This is a genomic window from Ruegeria profundi (assembly GCF_001507545.1).
Lineage (GTDB): Bacteria > Pseudomonadota > Alphaproteobacteria > Rhodobacterales > Rhodobacteraceae > Ruegeria > Ruegeria profundi.
Genome location: NZ_LQBP01000007.1, coordinates 226,963 through 245,996, shown reverse-complemented (window position 1 = coordinate 245,996; position 19,034 = coordinate 226,963). Strand labels below are relative to the sequence as shown.

General features: G+C 57.3%; 18 protein-coding genes and 1 tRNA gene. 10 read left to right on the top strand and 9 right to left on the bottom strand.

Annotated elements, in window-relative coordinates; genetic code table 11:
* The first annotated feature begins 445 nt into the window (after nucleotides 1-445).
* The 4 genes from AVO44_RS14945 (at nucleotide 446) to AVO44_RS14930 (ending at nucleotide 4,369) form a co-directional block, all read left to right on the top strand.
* Nucleotides 446-1,198 carry a 5-oxoprolinase subunit B family protein gene (locus AVO44_RS14945; protein WP_068338344.1) on the top strand — a complete coding sequence of 251 codons (753 nt, stop codon included), beginning with the start codon at nucleotides 446-448 and terminating at the stop codon, nucleotides 1,196-1,198.
* Entirely contained in the window at nucleotides 1,195-2,193 is a 999-nt protein-coding gene (locus AVO44_RS14940) for a 5-oxoprolinase subunit C family protein (protein ID WP_068338341.1), read from the top strand. The genes AVO44_RS14945 and AVO44_RS14940 overlap by 4 nt, the downstream gene beginning before the upstream one ends.
* A 12-nt stretch (nucleotides 2,194-2,205) precedes the next feature.
* On the top strand, nucleotides 2,206-2,967 hold the full coding sequence (locus tag AVO44_RS14935; RefSeq protein ID WP_068338339.1) for a LamB/YcsF family protein: 762 nt from the start codon (nucleotides 2,206-2,208) through the stop codon (nucleotides 2,965-2,967).
* Between the two features lie 154 nt (nucleotides 2,968-3,121).
* On the top strand, nucleotides 3,122-4,369 hold the full coding sequence (locus AVO44_RS14930) for a hypothetical protein (protein WP_068338337.1): 1,248 nt from the start codon (nucleotides 3,122-3,124) through the stop codon (nucleotides 4,367-4,369).
* A 59-nt stretch (nucleotides 4,370-4,428) separates the two neighbouring features.
* On the opposite strand, the gene AVO44_RS14925 is transcribed toward AVO44_RS14930, so the two are convergent.
* Together AVO44_RS14925 and AVO44_RS14920 are read right to left on the bottom strand one after the other, a co-directional pair.
* Nucleotides 4,429-5,811 (bottom strand): D-alanyl-D-alanine carboxypeptidase family protein, encoded by a 1,383-nt coding sequence (locus AVO44_RS14925; RefSeq protein WP_068338335.1) that lies wholly within the window; start codon nucleotides 5,809-5,811, stop codon nucleotides 4,429-4,431.
* 279 nt (nucleotides 5,812-6,090) lie between these two features.
* Nucleotides 6,091-6,792 (bottom strand): HAD family hydrolase, encoded by a 702-nt coding sequence (locus AVO44_RS14920; RefSeq protein WP_068338333.1) that lies wholly within the window; start codon nucleotides 6,790-6,792, stop codon nucleotides 6,091-6,093.
* Nucleotides 6,793-6,885: 93 nt separating this feature from the next.
* Here AVO44_RS14920 and clpS point away from each other — a divergent pair, with 93 nt between their 5' ends.
* Genes clpS through hemF form a run of 4 tightly spaced genes read left to right on the top strand, consistent with a single transcriptional unit; the run spans nucleotide 6,886 to nucleotide 9,950 of the window.
* A complete protein-coding gene (clpS, locus tag AVO44_RS14915; RefSeq protein ID WP_068338331.1) occupies nucleotides 6,886-7,230 on the top strand; it encodes an ATP-dependent Clp protease adapter ClpS in 345 nt (114 codons plus the stop codon).
* A gap of 27 nt (nucleotides 7,231-7,257) precedes the next feature.
* Nucleotides 7,258-8,223 carry a class I SAM-dependent methyltransferase gene (locus tag AVO44_RS14910; protein ID WP_068338329.1) on the top strand — a complete coding sequence of 322 codons (966 nt, stop codon included), beginning with the start codon at nucleotides 7,258-7,260 and terminating at the stop codon, nucleotides 8,221-8,223.
* A gap of 36 nt (nucleotides 8,224-8,259) precedes the next feature.
* On the top strand, nucleotides 8,260-9,060 hold the full coding sequence (locus AVO44_RS14905) for an SDR family NAD(P)-dependent oxidoreductase (RefSeq protein WP_068338327.1): 801 nt from the start codon (nucleotides 8,260-8,262) through the stop codon (nucleotides 9,058-9,060).
* 5 nt (nucleotides 9,061-9,065) lie between these two features.
* Nucleotides 9,066-9,950, top strand: a complete 885-nt coding sequence (gene hemF, locus AVO44_RS14900; RefSeq protein WP_068338325.1) for an oxygen-dependent coproporphyrinogen oxidase — start codon at nucleotides 9,066-9,068, stop codon at nucleotides 9,948-9,950.
* A gap of 7 nt (nucleotides 9,951-9,957) precedes the next feature.
* Here hemF and AVO44_RS14895 read toward each other — a convergent pair whose 3' ends face one another.
* The 4 genes from AVO44_RS14895 to modA form a co-directional block, all read right to left on the bottom strand.
* Nucleotides 9,958-10,371, bottom strand: coding sequence for a hypothetical protein (locus AVO44_RS14895; protein WP_068338382.1), 414 nt, complete (start codon nucleotides 10,369-10,371; stop codon nucleotides 9,958-9,960).
* Nucleotides 10,372-10,477: 106 nt separating this feature from the next.
* A complete protein-coding gene (modC, locus tag AVO44_RS14890) occupies nucleotides 10,478-11,575 on the bottom strand; it encodes a molybdenum ABC transporter ATP-binding protein (RefSeq protein ID WP_068338323.1) in 1,098 nt (365 codons plus the stop codon).
* Nucleotides 11,572-12,264, bottom strand: coding sequence for a molybdate ABC transporter permease subunit (gene modB / locus AVO44_RS14885; RefSeq protein ID WP_068338322.1), 693 nt, complete (start codon nucleotides 12,262-12,264; stop codon nucleotides 11,572-11,574). Before modB ends, modC begins: the two co-directional genes overlap by 4 nt.
* A gap of 3 nt (nucleotides 12,265-12,267) precedes the next feature.
* Nucleotides 12,268-13,047, bottom strand: coding sequence for a molybdate ABC transporter substrate-binding protein (modA, locus tag AVO44_RS14880; protein WP_068338320.1), 780 nt, complete (start codon nucleotides 13,045-13,047; stop codon nucleotides 12,268-12,270).
* Nucleotides 13,048-13,266: 219 nt separating this feature from the next.
* Between modA and AVO44_RS14875 the strand changes: the two genes are divergently transcribed.
* Nucleotides 13,267-13,342 (top strand) — tRNA-Val (locus AVO44_RS14875).
* Between the two features lie 338 nt (nucleotides 13,343-13,680).
* Here AVO44_RS14875 and AVO44_RS14870 read toward each other — a convergent pair.
* Nucleotides 13,681-15,318 (bottom strand): glycosyltransferase family 2 protein, encoded by a 1,638-nt coding sequence (locus tag AVO44_RS14870; RefSeq protein ID WP_068338318.1) that lies wholly within the window; start codon nucleotides 15,316-15,318, stop codon nucleotides 13,681-13,683.
* A gap of 423 nt (nucleotides 15,319-15,741) precedes the next feature.
* On the opposite strand from AVO44_RS14870, the gene AVO44_RS14865 reads away from it, so the two are divergent.
* Nucleotides 15,742-16,740 carry a LacI family DNA-binding transcriptional regulator gene (locus tag AVO44_RS14865; RefSeq protein WP_068338316.1) on the top strand — a complete coding sequence of 333 codons (999 nt, stop codon included), beginning with the start codon at nucleotides 15,742-15,744 and terminating at the stop codon, nucleotides 16,738-16,740.
* Here AVO44_RS14865 and AVO44_RS14860 read toward each other — a convergent pair whose 3' ends face one another.
* A complete protein-coding gene (locus tag AVO44_RS14860) occupies nucleotides 16,741-17,874 on the bottom strand; it encodes a Gfo/Idh/MocA family protein (RefSeq protein WP_068338314.1) in 1,134 nt (377 codons plus the stop codon). It abuts the gene before it with no gap.
* A gap of 38 nt (nucleotides 17,875-17,912) precedes the next feature.
* Entirely contained in the window at nucleotides 17,913-19,016 is a 1,104-nt protein-coding gene (locus tag AVO44_RS14855) for a Gfo/Idh/MocA family protein (protein ID WP_068338313.1), read from the bottom strand.
* Nucleotides 19,017-19,034: the final 18 nt, after the last annotated feature.

The window sequence follows — 19,034 nt, the reverse complement described above, 5'->3', positions numbered from 1 at the left end:
CCAGTGCGTCTCCGCCGTCTCCAGCGACCCAACAACCGCCTCAGCAGCGCCGGTGAAGGGGGTTCTAAGTATTACTCTCACACACCGCAAGCAGAAAATAACATCTGAAGCGTTTTTTTTCAGCTCTTTGCTTTTACAGCTTATAATCAATAACTTAAATAGTACCCTCTCAACCCTCCCACCTCGATTTCACCCTCTGGGCCGCCAACATCGGACGCATCGCGACCGCGATGATTACTTGCTCACCCTAGATGTTGCGCATTTACGGCCAACAGCCACAAGACAGCGCCGAGTCGCGGCATCCAAACCGACTCAATTCTTCCCCAGCTTCCCCGCTCGGGTCGTGTAGCGACACTAAAAAGGACAACGGACTTCTGCTGGGGCTTGCACATCAGCGAAGGATACGGTCACTTCCCCGCAAAGATAAGGTAACGCGCACGAAGTTATGGCACCCAAGCAAGCTTCCACTTTCCCCTGCATACGAACAGTCGGACTGGATGGGCTGTTGGTTTCGTTTGCCGGCTCGATGGCAGAGCCCTCGAACCGGGCGGCGCTAGCGTTTCGCGACGCGGTCAACACCCTCGATTGGGACGGTGTGATTGAAACATCGGCGTCTCTGGCATCAGCCTATGTTCGCTTCGACCCGCTGGTGCTGACGCATTCCGAGATTCACGGGCGGCTGCATCAGATACTGCATCGTCAGAACTGGTATGAGGCACCTCTGCCGGCAGGGCGTCGCTTATGGAAAGTACCCACCGTTTATGGTGGTGAACTTGCGCCGCAATTAGATGAAGCTGCCGCCGCAGCGGGGCTTTCCCCGTCCGAAACCATAGATCGCCTAAGTCGAAGTCGCGTCCGCGTTCTGACCATCGGGTTCGCCCCCGGTCAGCCCTATCTTGGCCCACTGGGTCCCGAGTTCAACATACCCCGACTCAAAGAGCTCACTCCGATGGTACCGGAAGGGGCGCTGGTTCTGGCCATCTCGCAGTTCGTGTTGTTTTCGGGACCGACCCCAACTGGGTGGCGGCATGTCGGCCAAACCGCTTTTCGCTGTTTCCGCCCTGAGGCCAAGGAAAGCTTTGCCTTGCGACCAGGGGACGAGATGCAGTTCCTGCCGGTTTCACGCGCGGAGCTTGAAAGGCTTCGCGAGGCCGATGAAGGCACGGGCGGTGCGACCTGCGAGGAGATACCCACGTGACTCTGCTGGTGCATCAAGTCGGGCCAGCCTGCACCTTTCAGGATCAAGGGCGCACGGGATACCTGGATCGGGGGCTTTCACGGTCAGGCGCTGCCGATCAACTTGCCCTGCACGAAGGGGCAGCGCTGTTGGGGCAAAGCCCGGACTGTGCCGCGCTGGAAATGGCGGGGATGGGCGGCACGTTCGAGGCAACCCAACCGGTTTGCATCGCCCTGACCGGTGCGCCGATGCAGGCCAGTATTGACGGCGCTGCAATTGCCTGGAATGCCTCGCATGCGATGGAACGCGGTCAGAAGTTGAAGATCGGAGCTGCGAAACAGGGCACCTATGGCTACCTGCATGTCGGCGGCGGAATTGATGCGCCCCTGTTCCTTGGGTCCCGCTCAGCCCATCTGACGGCAAAAGTCGGGCGCGCGCTGCAGGCCGGTGATATTCTGCCAAACGGGCCGTACTCCGGCGGCGCCGGAATGAAACTAAAGACCGAGGATCGCTTTGCCGGTGGCACGCTGCGCGTGGTTGCGAGCTTTCAGACCGCTTTGTTCGACCAGGAGACGCTTGACCGATTCACCCAGACGTTGTTCCACCGGGGTACGCGGGCAAACCGAATGGGGATGCAACTGGAAAGCGACGGTGAAGGTTTCGCCGCAAAAGGCCAGCTGAACATTTTGTCCGAGGTGATAACCCCCGGTGACATTCAGATGACCGGAACCGGGAATCCCTTTATCCTGCTGCCCGAATGCCAGACCACCGGGGGATACCCCCGTATCGCCTCTGTCCTGCCCTGTGACCTGCCGCGCGCGGCGCAGACCCCGGCTGGCGGGCACATTCGGTTCAAGTTCGTGACGATGGATGAAGCGGTCGCGTTGCACCAGACCTATATGACCGGGCTATCAAGGCTGCGGGCGCGGGTAGAGCCTTTGGTCCGCGACCCGCACGACATCCCTGACCTGCTGTCCTACCAACTGATCAGCGGAATGATATCTGCTACTGAATAAGGAGTTACACCGATGCCCAGCGTCGATCTGAATGCCGATATGGGGGAAAGCTTTGGCCCCTGGAAAATGGGCGATGACGAGAGCCTGTTGAAAATCATCACATCAGCCAATATCGCGTGCGGCTTTCACGCAGGCGACCCGGATGTAATGGCGCAAACGATGACGCTGGCCGCACAGAATGATGTCGGCATCGGTGCGCATCCCGGTTTTCCTGACCTTCAGGGGTTTGGCCGACGCAACATGAAACTGCCCCCGGACGCCCTGCGTAATCTTGTGCGCTATCAGCTTGGTGCAGCAATTGGAACGGCCAAGGCGGTCGGCACCCATGTCCGGCATCTGAAACTGCACGGGGCGCTTGCCAATATGTGCTCGGCCGATATCATCATGGCGCGGGCCTGCTATCAAGGTGCTCTGGACGTAGACCCGGACATTATCATCATGGTTCTGGCTGTCACCAAACAAGAAGAGGCTGTGAGAGAGCTGGGCTGCAAATGGGTCGGCGAGATTTTTGCAGATCGCGCCTATAATGATGACGGAACACTGGTTGATCGCAGCCTGCCCGGTGCCGTTATCCACGACCCCGAACTCGCCGGCCCGCGCATCCTCAATATGGTTCGCGAAGGTGCTATTGTCACCGAGTCCGGAAAACGGCTGGAAACCTCGATCGACACGATTTGCCTGCATGGGGATGGCCCAACCGCGGTACAAATCGCCCGGTCCGTCCGCGAGAACCTGATCGCCGGGGGCGTCGAGGTCACGAAATTCGCACGATAAGCGCGCGGGCGTAAGGTCTGTGCCGACCCGCTCCTTGCTGTTGCCCAGTTGGATTTCTAGCCCTAGCATGCCGGAAACTGCATGCCAGGGTTCTGGAAATCCGATTGGGCGCGCTACCCGCGTACCATCGGGTTCCGCGTAAGGAGGGAAGTGAATGTCTTTCGATCTAATGTCTTACGAGCCGCGCGGCGACAAGAAGAACTCGGACTTTTTTCACGAATATCTGCCTAAGATTTACGAACGCCGCAGTATGTCGGGCGTGGCCGATCAGGTCGGTGCGATGCGAGCAATCGTGTTGCAAGTGGAAACCAACGCGCTGTTCGACACATTGGTCGAGTTGTACGTGATGACTCCCTATCGGCATACGGCTACCTATTTGGGTCAGACCCATAAAATCTCGGTCCTTCATTCGCATCCCGACTACCCGGCTACGATCGTGATGGCCCCGCTTAGCCCCAGCTTTGAGGACTTCATCCCCCGCATCAACCGGATGTACCCGCTGGCCCGCAGCACACCGCAAACGCGCTATGTCGGAGAGATTTATGGCGCAACCGATCTGAACGCCCTGACCAAAACGCTGGAAGATCAGAATATCCGCTTTGAATACAGCGGCGACACCGAAAATCCGTTCTACACGCTGGACGGTTTCCGGTTTACAACGCCCTCGGATTTTACCTGCAACCGAGTTGGATATTCGTCTTTAGATTTCAACGAACCCGACAGTCTGGGTCTGGGCGATCGCGTCCTGCTGAGCGATGCGGAGCAGGCAAAACTGGATCAGGCGGCAGCCTTTGGAGCAGACAGCAAGATTGCCCCCCTGATGTTGGGCATCGACCACCTTGCCACCCGCATTCTTGCCGGCGAACGCGAGGATGCGATCCTCGAATTCCTGACCATGGTCCCCTATTATTTCTGGGGGGCGTACAATATCTTTGACATGAACTCTTCCACCAATGTGAACCGGAACGCGAATGTGGATGACGACAAGAAATCCCCCGCCAAGGTGTTCACTGCGAACAACACGCCTTCCTTTGTGAATTCTTTCGAACAGCTCCCTATGCCGACCGAGGATTTTGTCCGCAATTTTGGTCGCCGCCTGCATCATATGGCGGTCGAAATTCAGGATGGCGATCACGGAGCTGGGGAAAAGAACGTCGATTTTGTGGTAAATACGCTCAAGGACAAGGGCGTGCCGTTTCTGGCCCATGTGGTCGGAGAATGCAAAGACGATCCAAACCTGAAGCAGATCTTTTCCAAACACTCGAAAAACACGTTGCTGATCACTGAATATATCGAGCGTTGCCACCACTATGACGGATTTTTCACCAAGGACAACGTGGCGGCCCTGACTGCGGCTGCCGGACAGGATGAGCAATATAAGCACGGCCACGTCTTCGATTAAAAAAAAGGCTGCGGGGTATCCCGCAGCCCAGACCTGTCCAGGAGAGAATATGTCGGATCTTATGAGGGTCCGATCATGAAACAAGTGACATTCCGGGCCTGAAGCCTGCGGCACGCCAGATCGGCCTGCTCGCGTGTCATGCCCTGAAATGTCGCTTCGAACCCGCGCGCGTTTTGGTTTACCTTGCGCAAGGTTCCTTCCAGAGTGGTCATTTCCGACAGGGCAGTTTTCAGCAAAATCTTCTCTGCCTCATATCGGGTGGTGTAGCGGCCCACATTGACGCCCCAAAGATGGCCGCCAGAAGTGGATAGTCGGGTAACAATTTCCTGCTCTGGCTCTGGTTCATCGGCCGGACCTGTTGAGGCCAGAACAACATCACGCGGGCGCGCGGCGGGACGCGGTGTATCGTCCGATGGCGTTTGAATACCCGCAGAGGCGATGGCTGCTGCGATGCCATCCTGAATACGCGACCGATTCTTGGCCGCGGTTGCGGCGATCGTGCCTGCGACTTGGACGGCTGCACCCGGTCCCGGGCGCAGCACGGGACGAAGACTGGTGGTTGGCGCTCCGGTCAGGGTCGCGACTGTGGCGCCCAGACCTGCATTCCCGGCATAGGCCGGTCGCGCTGGTTTGCGGATAGGTGCCCGCGACGGCGCGCGACGAAAGCCCATGTCCAGCAATTCAGCCACTTTGGCATTGCGCGATGCACCTGATGCGCCACCGAACACCGTGGCGATAATACGTTCATCCTTACGCTTGGCCGAGGCCACAAGGTTAAAACCCGCAGCCCGAGTATAGCCGGTCTTGATCCCGTCAGCCCCCTTATACGCCGCCAGCAAACGGCGGTTTGTGTTCGGAACTGTTTTGATCCCGGCATGGGTCGATTGGCGCGAGAACAGGTTATAGTATTGCGGGTAATCGTACAGCAGATGACGGCCCAGAGTGGTCATATCCCGCGCTGTCGACAAGTGGCCCGATTCCGTCAAACCATGTGCGTTTTTAAAGGTCGTCCGGCTCATGCCCATCGCCTTGGCGGTGCGGGTCATGCGGCGCGCAAATGCAGCCTCGGAGCCGCTGATCGCGATGCCGATTGCGGTGGCGGCATCGTTTGCCGATTTCACCGCTGCCGCACGGATCAGATACCGGAATGCGATCGTTTGACCCGAGCGCAAACCCAGTTTCGAAGGCGGCTCAGCCGCGGCCTTCTTGGTAATACGAACCGGCGTATCCAGTTCAATCTCTCCGTTTCGCACCGCTTCAAACGCAATGTAGAGAGTCATCATCTTGGTCAGGGATGCCGGGTGCAACCGGGTGTCGGCATTGCGGGAATGCAAAACCTCGCCGGTGCGCGCGTCAATCACCATAGCCGCATAAGGCGCGGCCAACGCTTGCAACGGCGCAAAGGAAAGCAGCCACAAGAATGCTATAAGAAATAAGCCCATTCGGGCCGGAACTGTCCGCCGAATCTGCACGATCTTTGCCTCTGTCTACCTCACGCCGCCAGGTTTTCCTGGTCGGCCAACATTATTTTATTTACAATGAGGCTATCACAGGGGTGCCGTGAAATAAACAGAAAGCTAACGATTTCGGCGCATATTAACGCCTTCGTTAGCCTACCAGATGTGGTCCAACACAGCTTTGCGTCCCCCAAATCCGCGAAAATGGCAGAAATTGGGTGTTCTTTTGTACCGTTTTCTTGAAACTGGTACCGTTCCGCAACATTAGCTGAGGGTTTTCACAAGGTCGGCGAGCCGACCCAGATCCGGTAATTCACGGAATCGCGGGCTCTCCGCTGGTGTTTCCGCCTGCTCGACCTCCCAGACCAACCCGTGCGGAACATATACGCCCCAGCAACCCGCCTGAATTGGGGCCACCACGTCCGAGCGCATCGAGTTACCGACCATCATGGCAGACGCAGGCCCATCCCCGTATTGGCCGAATATCTGCTTGTAGGTTTGCGGCGTTTTCTCGGACACGATTTCCACCCCGTCAAAAAGCTCTCCCAAACCTGACTGTGCCAGTTTGCGTTCCTGATCAATCAAGTCACCCTTGGTGATCAGCACAACCTGATGAGTCGCCGCGACGCTTTCGATTGCTTCCCGCGCATAGGGCAGCAGCTCGATCGGGTGGGCCAGCATCTCTTGCCCAGCCTCGACCAGCTGACGGATTACTGAGGCAGGAACACGGTCCTCTGTCACCTCGATCGCGGTTTCGATCATTGATAGAATGAAACCTTTTATTCCATAGCCGTAATGCCGAATATTGCGCTTTTCCGCCTCCAACAGGCGGTCCAAAAGGTGATCACGCTCGGCATAATCAGCCAGCAAGTCGGTGAAATGGGCCTGGGTCAGCTGAAAAAACCGTTCATTGTGCCATAAAGTGTCATCCGCATCGAAACCGATTGTGGTAAGGTTCTGGCCCATGTTGATTGCGTCCTGCTGGCTCTTTTCTCTGGCCCGTTCGACGTTATATAAGCGCACAGACAAACCAAAGCCTGAATCGGATAGACGAACACGATGCTTGAACACCAATGGATGATGTCTGACAATTCGGACGATGACGATTCCGACTCGTCTGTCCTGGTGCAGACGCGCCCAAAGACCAAGCGTCCGCCACTCTACAAGGTTCTGCTGCTGAATGACGACTACACACCGATGGAGTTCGTCGTTCATGTGTTGGAGCGTTTTTTCGGCATGACGCATGCGCAAGCGTTCGAGATCATGCTGACCGTCCACAAAAAGGGTGTGGCCGTGGTTGGGGTGTTCAGCCATGAAATCGCCGAAACCAAAGTGGGTCAGGTGATGGATTTTGCCCGTCGGCATCAGCATCCGTTGCAATGCACCATGGAACGGGAAGAGTAAGGCCGCACCGGCCGCTCGAAAGTGCTGATGTCCCCTCGCCTCAATCTTGCCCTGCAAAGCGGCCTCAGCGTGTCGCAACCGCTGATCGTTTTCGGGCCGACACCCGCCACCGACCTGTCCTCCTTACCGGCTGAGACACAGGTTGTGCAGCCCTTAAAGCCTTTCCACGATCACTTTGCCGAACAGGGCTTTGCTGTTGTGCCAAAGGTGCAAGGACCGTGTCGGGATGCGATCGTTATCCTCCCGCGGGCAAAGGCTCTGGCCCGATCATTGGTTCAACAAGCTTGCACCTGTGCGACCGGAGTGATCGTCATTGATGGTGCAAAAACCGAAGGCGTGGACAGCCTGTTGAAAGACATCCGCAAGCGTGTCGCGGTTGAGGGGCCGATATCGAAAGCTCATGGCAAGATTTTCTGGTTCCAGTCTGATCCAACCGCATTTGCGGACTGGGCTGCTCCAGAACATCAGACAGCCGACGGATTCCAGACCGCGCCCGGCGTGTTTTCTGCCGATGGTGTCGATCCCGGTTCGGCCCTGTTGCTGGCGGCATTGCCCGACAAGCTGGGTGCGCGCGTTGCTGATCTGGGGGCCGGGTGGGGTTATCTTTCGGCCGGTCTGCTGAAGTCTTCGGGTCTGGAAACCCTGCATCTGGTCGAAGCGGACCACACCGCCCTTAGCTGTGCCCGCTCTAACGTCGTTGACCCGCGTGCGCAGTTTCATTGGGCAGACGCAGTGACCTGGCAGGCACCTGAGCCGCTGGACACGGTCGTCATGAATCCGCCGTTTCATACATCGCGCAGTGCTGAGCCTGCGTTGGGGCAAAGCTTCATCGCAGCGGCGGCTAAAAACCTGACACGTAACGGAACATTGTGGATGGTGGCTAATCGCCATCTGCCCTACGAAGCCATGCTGACCGATACATTTACGCATGTTCAGAAAGCCATTGGTGACAATCGGTTCAAGGTGTTTCACGCCTCTCGCCCTCGGCGGTGATCCCGGTTAACCTGCCCGCGATTCAGGAGGAAACGCATGTCCTTTTCCATATCTGGTAAAACCGCGATCGTGACCGGTGGCGCAAACGGCGTCGGGCTGGCCATCGGACGCCACTTTGCCGATGCAGGTGCTAACGTGATGTTCGCTGACATAGACGAAAAGCGGTTAGCCGAGGAACTGGGCGAGCAGGCTGATGACAGCAATATCCGCTTTTTTGCGGGCGACCTTCGGGAAAAGCTGACCATTGCCAACCTGCTTTCGGCAACCATCGACGCATTTGACCAAGTGGATATTCTGGTCAACGGGGCGCGGCAGGTGATCCCATCCGATCCGATGGATCCCGAAGACGACTCGGTCCGCATCCTGCTGAACCAGAACCTGATGCCCGCCCTGCGCCTCAGCCAGTTGGTCGCCAAACGGATGATCAAGCAGTCCGGGGATGACGGGGACAGTCCGGCGGGGTCAATTATAAACCTTTCGTCGATTGCTGCACGCCGCACCCATCCCGATCTGATGGCCTATTCGGTGTCGACCGCCGCGCTTGACCAGATGACCCGCTCGCTGGCCGTCGCGCTGGCACCGAGCCGAATCCGCGTAAACTCAATCGCGCTGGGGTCGGTCATGAGCGCCTCTTTGCAATCCACTTTGAAAGAGAACCGTGATTTTCGAGATGACATCGAAAGGCACACCCCACTTGCCCGCATCGCTGCACCGACCGAGCTGACCGAAACGGCGCAATTTCTTGCCTCGGACGCAGCAGGGTTCATAACGGGGCAAATCCTGACCATAGACGGCGGTCGCACCCTGCTCGACCCTGTCGCAGCCCCGGCCCATTGATCCCCATGTTTGACACCGAAAAATCCACCGCCTCTGCTTGGTTCCGTCAATTGCGCGACGATATTGTTGCTGCTTTTGAGGCTTTGGAAGACAGCCACGACACCGGGCCGTTCGCAGATGCCAACCCCGGACGGTTCGAGGTCAAGGAAACCACACGCCAGTCCGACGATGGCTCGGACGCGGGTGGCGGGCTGATGTCAGTAATGCGGGGTGGCCGGGTGTTCGAGAAGGTCGGCGTCAACATCTCGACCGTCTACGGCACCTTGGGCGCGCGCGCGCAAAAGGCGATGGCCGCGCGCAAGGGCATTCCCGGCATGACCGAGGATCCGCGGTTCTGGGCCTCGGGCATATCGCTGGTTGCGCATATGCAGAACCCGCATGTTCCGGCGGTGCATATGAATACACGTATGTTCTGGACCCCGCATGCCTGGTGGTTCGGCGGTGGTTCGGACCTGAACCCCTGCATTGAATATGACGAGGACACCGCTCATTTCCACGCCACGCAAAAGGCGCATCTGGACCCGCACGGGCCGGGGCACTATCCCCGCCTCAAGGAATGGGCGGACGAGTATTTCTACATCCCGCACCGCAAACGTGCACGCGGGGTCGGCGGCATCTTTATGGATGACTATTGCACCGGCGATTGGGCTGCGGATTTTGCGCTGACGCAGGATATAGGCCGCGCCTTCCTGCCGGCTTTTGTCCCTCTGGTCGAAAAGCGCCGCGTTCAGGACTTTAGTGACGACGACAAGAATACACAGCTTGTTCATCGGGGGCTTTATGCCGAATACAACCTTGTCTACGACCGGGGCACCAAGTTCGGGCTGGAAACCGGTCACGATCCGGATGCAGTTCTGATGAGCCTACCGCCAATGGCCAAGTGGATTTGATGCGCGCCTAGAAGTCGAAATCCATTATGTTATCAAAGCAATGGCTCTGCGCCCCGCTGGCTGACATATTCTCGCCTACACGGCTGACAGTGATTGAATAACTTCTCGACGTATCCGCACCTTCGGGTGCGGTGAACGAAAACTGCACGGTCCGGGTCTGCTTATCATAGGGTTTTGAAACATAGATCCGCTGCGTTGTCGGCAGACCAAGGGTGCGAATAGCAAAATCACCGATGCCGCACCAATAGGCAATGGCCGCTGATGAGCCCTGCGTGGCCACTCGGAAACTGCCATCATCCAAGGGCGTTACGGTCGTGCGAAAGGCCGGGTTGACGCCAAAGCCAATCCCAAACCCGATGGCGTTTGCCAGTTCTGGCAAAAGCGCCAAAGCAGCCACGCCTGTCACTTTGAAAAATCGCATCGTCATATCCCTTGACTACACATTGGACCCGACATTGATCATAGGTGGCGGACTTTATGAGTAAAGTTCCGGGCGTTCCAACGCAGTTACCAAGCGCAAACTGCGCTTAGGGTGCTGTCAACCGCCCACCAACATCCTGCGGAGCTAATGCCACCGTTTTGATCACAGCAAAACACGTCTGACCCGGCTCCAACCCCAGCGCGGCAACCGAACGGCGGGTGATACGCGCCAGAATTGGCCCTGCCGGTGTTTTGACCGAAACAATTGCCCCGGGCCCTTCACCGGCGCGGATTGTTTCGACCACACCCTCCAGCACGTTCAGGGCCGATAGCCCCTCTGGCCGTTTGTTGGACAGGATGACCTCCTGCGCCGGGATACGAATTCGCAACCCTTCCCCGGCCTGATGCGGGATACGCGGCAGAAACAGACGGGCGCCTCCAGCCTCCAGCTCTGTCAGACCGTCGGCATGATGTTCCCTGACCCGCACGTTTAGCACCGCACCCACGGCGCGCACTCCTGCCGGGGCGATCGAAGGGTCGGCCATCACCTCTGACGCGGGCCCATGCCGCACCGCCTTGCCGTCCTGAAGGGCAACGACAGACGTCGCCAACCGCGCCACCTCGGCCGCGGAATGGGTGACATAAAGGATGGGCACCGACACCTCATCCCGAAGCCGTTCGAAATAGGGTAAAATTTCGGCCTTGCGCGCGTCATCCAGCGCGGCCAGCGGTTCATCTGCCAGGATCAGACGCGGGCTGGCCAGCAATGCGCGCCCGATTGCGACACGCTGTTTTTCACCACCCGACAGGCCAGCAGGGCGGCGGTCCAGCAAGTGACCGATGCCAAGCATCTCAATCACCTTGTCCGGGTTTTCACGCCGCGCCCGTTTCGGCGCGAACCAGCGACCGTAATACAGGTTCTGCCGGACGGTCATATGCGGAAACAGCCGGCCTTCCTGAAAGATATACCCAAGACGCCTGCGATGTGGTGGCAGCCATCGGTTTTTCTGGGTGTCAAACAATTCCCACCCGTCAATCGCAACGCGGCCCGTTTGCGGGCGCAAAAGGCCTGCCACTGCATTAACCACGGTGGTTTTCCCCGATCCGGATCGCCCAAACAGTACCGTCACGCCCGACGGCGCGTCAAAGCTGAGGTCCAGCCTGAGGTCAGGCAGGTCGTGCCGCAGGTGGATAGAAAGGCTCATGACCCGGACACCCGCGCTGCTGCGCGCCGGCCGACATATTCCGACAGCAGCAGCGCCCCCATGGCAATAACGATCGAGACCACGACCAATCGCGTCGCCGCGCTTTCACCGCCGGGAACCTGTAGAAAGGCGTAAACGGCAGAAGGGAGCGTTTGGGTCTGGCCGGGGATATTCGAGACAAACGTGATGGTGGCCCCGAATTCGCCCATCGCCTTGGCAAAGGCGAGGATACCGCCCGCAATCACGCCGGGTAGGATCATCGGCAAGGTTACCGTCGCAAATACAAAGGGCCGCGACGCGCCCAGTGTCGCGCCGGCTTGCTCCAGCTTGGGGTCCACTGCCTCGATCGACAGGCGAATGGCACGGACCATCAACGGAAAAGCCATGATCCCGGCCGCCAGCGCCGCGCCTGTCCAGCGAAAGGCAACAACGATCCCGAATTCCGCCAGCAGCCGGCCCAACGGCCCCTGAACGCCGAACGTCAGCAGCAGCAAGTACCCCGTCACAACGGGCGGCAGGATCAAAGGCAGATGTACCAATCCGTTCAGCAGTTGACGACCGGGAAACCGCCAGCGGGCCAGTGCGTAGGCCACAAAGATGCCAAACGGCAATGTCACCAGCGTCGCCCAGAACGACACGCGCAAGGACAGCCTTAGCGCCTCAAGCTCTGCGGGTCCCAGCCACCCCATGCGTTAGCTACCCGGCAGGGCAAAGCCCTGTTTCGAAAAAACGACCCACGCCGCCTTGGTTTGCAGATGGTCCAGAAACGCCTGCGCTTCGGGCCGCGCCGACGTGACTATCGCTGCCGGGTAGATGATTGGCGGATGAAGGTCCGGGGAAAACTCGGCCACGACGTGAACCCGGTCTTCGGCCTGCGCATCTGATCGGTATACGATCCCCAGCGGCGCCGAACCTGTGGCAACCAGCGCCAAGGCTGCGCGGACATTGTCAGTTTGGGCGACGTGCATGTGTACTTCCTGCCAAAGACCAAGACTCTGTAAAGCGGCCTTGCCATAGATGCCCGCCGGAACCGCATCCACAAGCGCCATCGCCAGATACCCGCCATCCAACAGCTGATCCAGAGCCAACCCTGGCTCGAGCTGCCCGATCTTTGGCTGCTCTGTCCCACCAATCAAAACCAGCCTGTTGCCGAGCAAGTCGACCCTCGAGGCCGTCTGGATCAACCCCTCATCCTCAAGGACGTCCATCCAATTGACATTGGCTGAAATGTACACATCCGCTGGTGCACCCAATTGAATTTGCCGCGCCAGAACGGATGATGCGGCGAAGGACACCTTTACGTCATGTCCTGTCTCTTGCTCGAAAGCTGGCGCAATCTCATCCAGAGCCGTCTTGAGGCTGGCCGCTGCGAACACCAAAATCTCGGCCGCACCAGCCCGCAGCGGGGCCAGCGTTATCGTGCCAAACACCAAAGCCGCGATCGCACATCGGCGGGCAACGGACAGGATCATGTACTCTCCCGTTTGGAAGGTTGTAGTTCCTTCGGGGATATCTGAGGGAGCGGGGGGCAAGCAAGCTCCTTTCCCAAGCAGTTTAGGCTAAGGTCGCAAGGAGTGAACGCAATTGGCTGAACCCAAGCCCCCCGAAAAAGACTGATCCGGTATTGAAGTAAAGAAAATATGCCAGACCCTCTTGCACCCACGCGCAGGCTTGGCTAAATGCAGCGGCACGGGTGATTAGCTCAGTTGGTAGAGCGCTTCGTTTACACCGAAGATGTCGGGAGTTCGAGTCTCTCATCACCCACCATCCTAACCTTCGAAAACTCCAATAATCTCCAGGTAAGCGATTACCCTTCTGTCTGGTACCAGCGGCAAAACTGTATGGTGGGATTGCAACGTCAGTACTTAGACCCTTCCTCAGCATATTCTGGGCTCATAGCTTATCGGCGGTCAATAACTTGAGCGCTAACAAGTGCCGACCTTAGACTAAAGGTACGTTGTGATCGGGCTTCGGATAACTCCGTTGCCTAAAACCCTTTTCTAAATGCCCATCAAGACGAAGCAGCAATGGGACAACAGAAAACGAACACTGTTTCAGCAGTTTTGTTTGCGTCGAAGCAAAAGCCCCATACGTGGCATCGATTTTCACCACAAATCAAAGAACCAAGGCAAAAACTTTGGAAAGTCGCCGATGTCGATCGCTCCGGGTTTGATGTCAAAAACAGCCATTCTTTTGATCCGCTGGGAAGGTTTTACCAACGTTTCTACATCATGGTACCTTTTCCGATTGTAGTAGTCATCAAACAGTATGCGTACGGGTTTTTTCGTCATCGCCAGAACGGTCAGGAAACACGCTTTTCGCATTCGACCGTCAACCAAAACACAGTCTGGGGAAAAACTTTCGTTTTCCGTCCAGACTGACATGGGATACCTCCAGAAGCTTCCAAACTTCCTGTTGTTTACCGGGAATCCCCATTCCCTCGTTTTTCCTATATTTACCCAATGCACTGAGGAGTCTGGGTGCCGTGTTTCTATTTGCTCAATGTGCTCAACAATTGAGTTTGTCCACTCAGAGTCTGACTCGACCGATATGCAGTGCTTGCCGAGCCTGGCTGCCAACAGCGTTGACCCCCCGCTTCCGTATTCCAGAATTGAAGAAGCACTTTTGTACTCTTGCTCAACACAAGCTGCGACTTGCCCGGGGAAAGTAAGAGGAAACTGGGGTGGTGTTGGACTGTGAAACTCATTGAAGCCCCTGTCATACTCCTCCTTCACCTGATCAAGAAGGGGTAACAGGCAACATTCCGCGCTCAGGTCGGATTGGACTTCTCTGGTTTTTTCCTTCCACCTCAGAATGGACGCATCCTTTGCGCTGTTGTGATTCCACTTTTGGTAGTTCTCAGTTGTATGCCGATTATTTGTGCCGGCTTTTTGGTATCCTCGCCCTCGGTTGGACTTTAAGTGAAATGAGTACGGGTCGCGCACCATGTAGTGGTTAATCTGGGCAACCGAGCGGTCTGGCGAAACTCCAATTATGTTTCCTGCCGGAGACTCTCCTTTTATCGGCCACTCGCGGAACCAATTCGAGTAACGCTTGCTTGCGGTCCACTCATCGATTGTAAAGACTTCGCCATCAGAAGACGCGAACCGATCGACGCGACTCTTGTCGGGAGCAAGTTCACAAAGATGTAGGTATTTCGAAAAACCTACGGTTTCAGCGCATTTCTTAAAAAATGTCTTGAACTGAGTTGTTTCCAGACCGCCTTCGCAGAGAACATAGTCTTCGGACAAGTACGCGCCTGGAAAACGTTCGTGGTGATTGTCACCAAATATCCTCCAGTTGATAAGCATCCCGATTAAGCCCTTGTTCTCAAGGTACTGGATCAGGTCCTCCAGTCGTCCGTCACCAAGCTTGATATTAAGAAACTCGTCAGCATCAAGGAACATGCCCCAATCGCCGTCCTGCAAAATACCAAGTTGTCGGCTGATGGCGACTGCGTTTTCTTGCGGGGATACACCTTGCGGAACTTCCTGCGCGATGTGTTCAACTCCATCGCATATTGAAAGTTGATCAAGTATTTCGTCGGTGCCATCGGAACAATCGTTGGTCACAACCACGATTCGATCAAAACCGATTGCTCTATGATATGAGACCCATTCAGCTACGAATGGTGCTTCGTTCCGCATAGCGGAAAACAAAACTGAAGCCATGATCTTGCTGCTCGTTATTGAATACTTGTCGAAGACATTTGTACCTACATGGACGTTAGTAGTCACTGCCACATTTTAGCGAGCGTCTGTTTTAGGCTCTTTTCCTTTGTCCAGATTTCTTGGATGGGCGTCTGCTGCGCCTCGGTGTTGGGACCTTGCTAGCCATAGAAGCAACGACTTGACCTCTGCTTCCGTTGTAGTACGTGTCGCACGCACACCGCCAGGATTTACCTGAGAAAACCACGGTTTGCAGGTTGGGAAAAGACAGATGCAGAGAAACGGGTGATTGACCCAGATGGTAGAGCGTTTCGTTTTTCCCTAAGATGTCGGGGGTTGGAAACTTTCATCGCATACCGTACCTACCCGCCAAATCGCGTATATTCAGCCACCTGCACTGCTCATCTTTGCAACCGATTGCAAGATTTGTGCAAAAGTGCATAGTGTCTAGCGCATGACTTTGCCTATCAGCATTCAACCAACCCGTCGGTATCCGCTATGAGTGTCACCCTGAAAGACGTTGCCGCGCTGGCCGGCGTTTCGCGCTCGGCCGTGTCGCGCACCTTTACCGAGGGTGCTTCGGTTTCGGCCAAAACCCGTAGCAAAGTAGAAAAGGCAGCCAAAGAGCTGGGCTATAGCCCCAATGCGCTGGCATCATCGCTCACCACCGGGCGGACCAAGTTGATCGGGCTGATCTCAAACAACTTTCACAATCCAATCTTTCTTGAAGTGTTCGACCAATTCACCCGCGCTTTGCAGGACCGCGGGCTACGGCCATTAATCGTGAACCTGACGGACGAGACCGAGCCCGCAAATTCGGTACGCATGCTGCGGCAGTATTCTGTAGACGCCGCCATCGTTGCCTCATCGACCTTGCCGCCAAGCTTTGCCAAGGCGTTCCACGATGCCGGCGTTCCGGTGGTACATACATTTGGGCGCTCGGCCACCTCGCCCGAAGTTCATGTGGTTGGAATCGACAACGTGGAATGCGGGCGTATGGCGGCGCGGGAATTGGTGGCGCGTGGATATCGGCGCGTGGGGTATTTAGGTGGTCCACAGGACGCGACATCAGCCATGGACCGGTATCGCGGTTTCATGGAAGAGGTCGAAAAGCACCCTGACCTCAAGGTATCGCATTCTTTCGCAGGGGCGTACTCGTTTGAGGCCGGACGCGCCGAAATGCTGCGCCTGCTGGCTGACACACCTGCGGATGGCTATTTCTGCGGCGACGACATCCTGTCTATTGGTGCGCTGTCGGCCCTGCGTGACCACGGGCTTGAGCCGGGCAAGGATATCGGCATCATCGGCCTGAACGACATGGAAATGTCGCGCTGGGAAAGCATTGATCTGACCACCATTCATCAACCGATCAAGCAGATCATCACCGCGTCTGTTGATCTGGTCGAAGAGATGCTCAAAGACCCCGAACGCTATCCTGAGGCGCGGATTTTCCCCTGCCGGGTGATCGAGCGGGGCACGCTGCGGCCCCGCCCCTGACTAACGGAACATCGGTGGACGCGCGTCTTTCCAGGCACCGTCTTCCCTGCCTGATGCAACAGCCGCGTGCACAGCGGCGATGGAGCGAAGACCATCTGCTGCGCCGGGCAATCCGTCACGATGTTCGCCCCGAATTGCATCTGCAAGGTCGCAATAGATATTGGCCACAGCCAAGGGAAAGCCTTCGGGATGGGCTATGGCGACGCGCGACAGGCGCTGAGTGTCCGCGTGCAGCCCGGCTTCGCCTTTTTCGATGATCTGGGTGCGCCCGCCCACAGGGGTATAGATCAACTGGTTGGGTTGTTCCGAAGCCCAGCGCAGGCCTCCGGTTTCGCCAAAGACTTGAATGTCGAAACCGTGTTGCCGGCCGATCGCCACCGAGGACGTCCAAAGACGACCCACCGTGCCGCCCTCCATCCTGAAATTGATCATGGCGTCGTCCTCCAGCTCACGGCTGGAAATGGTCGAGGCCATATCAGCGGACAATGATTTCACCTCGTCATCGCAGATGAAACTGGCCATGTGCAGCGCATGGATACCGCAATCCGCGAACTGGCCGGACACACCCGCCATCGCCGGGTCATAGCGCCAGCGAACACGCGGATTATCGGCGTCTGTTGCATCACCGTGATGGCCATGGCTGAAATTCGTCACCACAAGGCGCACCTTGCCGATATCCCCGGCCCGAACCATCGCGCGCGCCTGACGAACCATCGGATACGCAGAATAGCAATAGTTCACCGCGCAGATCTTACCTGAGCTTTCTGCCACGCGGACAATCTCTTGGCCCTCTTCCACCGTCATGGTCATCGGTTTTTCGCACAGCACGTTGAACCCGGCCTCCAGGAACGCTTTTGCAATCTCGAAATGCGTGGAATTCGGGGTGGCGATTGTTACCAGATCAATCTGATCGTCGCGGCCTTTTTCCCCAGCCAGCATGTCCCGCCAATCGCCATAGGCACGATCAGCGGCGATGCCCAGGCGTTGCGCATAGTCGCGGCCCACATCTGGGCGATGATCCAGCGCGCCTGCGGCGAAATCGAACAAACCGTCGGCCAGCGCCCCCAGGCGGTGGGCAGGTCCGATCTGACTGCCTTCACCGCCGCCAATCATTCCCCATCTCAGCTTTGCCATGGTTCTTTTCTCTCTTTGGAATTGAAAGGGGTCCGCGATCAGAAATCGCGGATGTCTTGCCACTGCCGCCGACTGGACGAGGCTAGTGCCGCAGCCAGCACCCGGTTGACCTCATGCCCGTCGCGGAAGGTGGGCCAGATCGCTTTGCCGGTATGGATCGCCTCAAGGAAATCCTTGGCCTCGATAATGATCTGGTCCTGATAGCCCGTGCCGTGACCCGGACCTTGGCAGAAGGGTTCATAGTCGGGATGGGCCGGTCCAGTCAGGATCTTGGTAAACCCGCGCTGTGCCTCGGGACCTTCGCGGCGATAAAACCACAGTGCGTTCTGGTCTTCCTGATCGAATCGCAACGCTCCCTTGGTACCTGAAATCTCATAGGCGTAGCCCATTTTGCGCCCGGTCGAGATGCGGCTGACGTAGATACTTCCCATCGCACCGTTTTCAAAGCGGCACATAATCTGGGCATGATCGTCGTTGGTCACTTTGCCGCCGGGGCGGGTGTCATGGACAGTTTCGACCTCGGCCATAACCCCGGCAATCGGACCCATCAGGGCCAACGCCCCATTGACAATATGAGGGGCGAGATCACCGATTGTGCCGTTTGCCATACCAGTGGTCCGCCATGTGGCCGGGGCGTCAGGATCAGCATAGAAGTCTTCGGTATGCTCGCCCCGGAACCACGTAATGTCACCTAGCTCGCCTTCGGCGATAAGCTTCCGCGCGTATTGCGTGGCAGGTGTGCGGACATAGTTGAATCCGACCATGTTCGTGACACCTGCCGCCTCTGCTGCGGCGACCATCGCCCTGCCATCCTCCAGCGATGCACCCAAGGGCTTTTCGCAGAGCACCGGTTTGCCCAGGGACATAGCCGCTTCGGCGATCTGACGATGGGTTTCCTGAGGTGAGGCGATGACGACCGCGTCAATCGCAGGATCGCCCACCAAAGCTTTCCAGTCTTCGGTCGCACGGCGAAACCCGTAGGCCACCCGATACCGTTCGGCACTTTCAGGAGTTGAGGCGCAGATCATCTCAAGTCGCGGGCGCAGCGCCGTGTTGAACACCGCGCCTACGGCTGACATTGCCACCGAATGGGCCTTGCCCATATAGCCACCACCGACGATTCCAATTCCGATTTCAGGCATCTGCCGCGGCTCCGCACA

Excerpts from the sequence above, each read along its gene's own strand:
- AVO44_RS14930 (WP_068338337.1), top strand. The coding sequence starts at position 3,122 with ATGTCTTTCGATCTAATGTCTTACGAGCCGCGCGGCGACAAGAAGAAC.
- clpS (WP_068338331.1), top strand. The coding sequence starts at position 6,886 with ATGCTTGAACACCAATGGATGATGTCTGACAATTCGGACGATGACGAT.
- AVO44_RS14910 (WP_068338329.1), top strand. The coding sequence starts at position 7,258 with ATGTCCCCTCGCCTCAATCTTGCCCTGCAAAGCGGCCTCAGCGTGTCG.
- AVO44_RS14935 (WP_068338339.1), top strand. The coding sequence starts at position 2,206 with ATGCCCAGCGTCGATCTGAATGCCGATATGGGGGAAAGCTTTGGCCCC.
- AVO44_RS14945 (WP_068338344.1), top strand. The coding sequence starts at position 446 with ATGGCACCCAAGCAAGCTTCCACTTTCCCCTGCATACGAACAGTCGGA.
- AVO44_RS14920 (WP_068338333.1), bottom strand. The coding sequence starts at position 6,792 with ATGGGCCAGAACCTTACCACAATCGGTTTCGATGCGGATGACACTTTA.
- AVO44_RS14855 (WP_068338313.1), bottom strand. The coding sequence starts at position 19,016 with ATGCCTGAAATCGGAATTGGAATCGTCGGTGGTGGCTATATGGGCAAG.
- modB (WP_068338322.1), bottom strand. The coding sequence starts at position 12,264 with ATGGGGTGGCTGGGACCCGCAGAGCTTGAGGCGCTAAGGCTGTCCTTG.
- hemF (WP_068338325.1), top strand. The coding sequence starts at position 9,066 with ATGTTTGACACCGAAAAATCCACCGCCTCTGCTTGGTTCCGTCAATTG.
- AVO44_RS14860 (WP_068338314.1), bottom strand. The coding sequence starts at position 17,874 with ATGGCAAAGCTGAGATGGGGAATGATTGGCGGCGGTGAAGGCAGTCAG.
- AVO44_RS14925 (WP_068338335.1), bottom strand. The coding sequence starts at position 5,811 with ATGGGCTTATTTCTTATAGCATTCTTGTGGCTGCTTTCCTTTGCGCCG.
- AVO44_RS14895 (WP_068338382.1), bottom strand. The coding sequence starts at position 10,371 with ATGCGATTTTTCAAAGTGACAGGCGTGGCTGCTTTGGCGCTTTTGCCA.
- AVO44_RS14905 (WP_068338327.1), top strand. The coding sequence starts at position 8,260 with ATGTCCTTTTCCATATCTGGTAAAACCGCGATCGTGACCGGTGGCGCA.
- AVO44_RS14865 (WP_068338316.1), top strand. The coding sequence starts at position 15,742 with ATGAGTGTCACCCTGAAAGACGTTGCCGCGCTGGCCGGCGTTTCGCGC.
- modC (WP_068338323.1), bottom strand. The coding sequence starts at position 11,575 with ATGAGCCTTTCTATCCACCTGCGGCACGACCTGCCTGACCTCAGGCTG.
- modA (WP_068338320.1), bottom strand. The coding sequence starts at position 13,047 with ATGATCCTGTCCGTTGCCCGCCGATGTGCGATCGCGGCTTTGGTGTTT.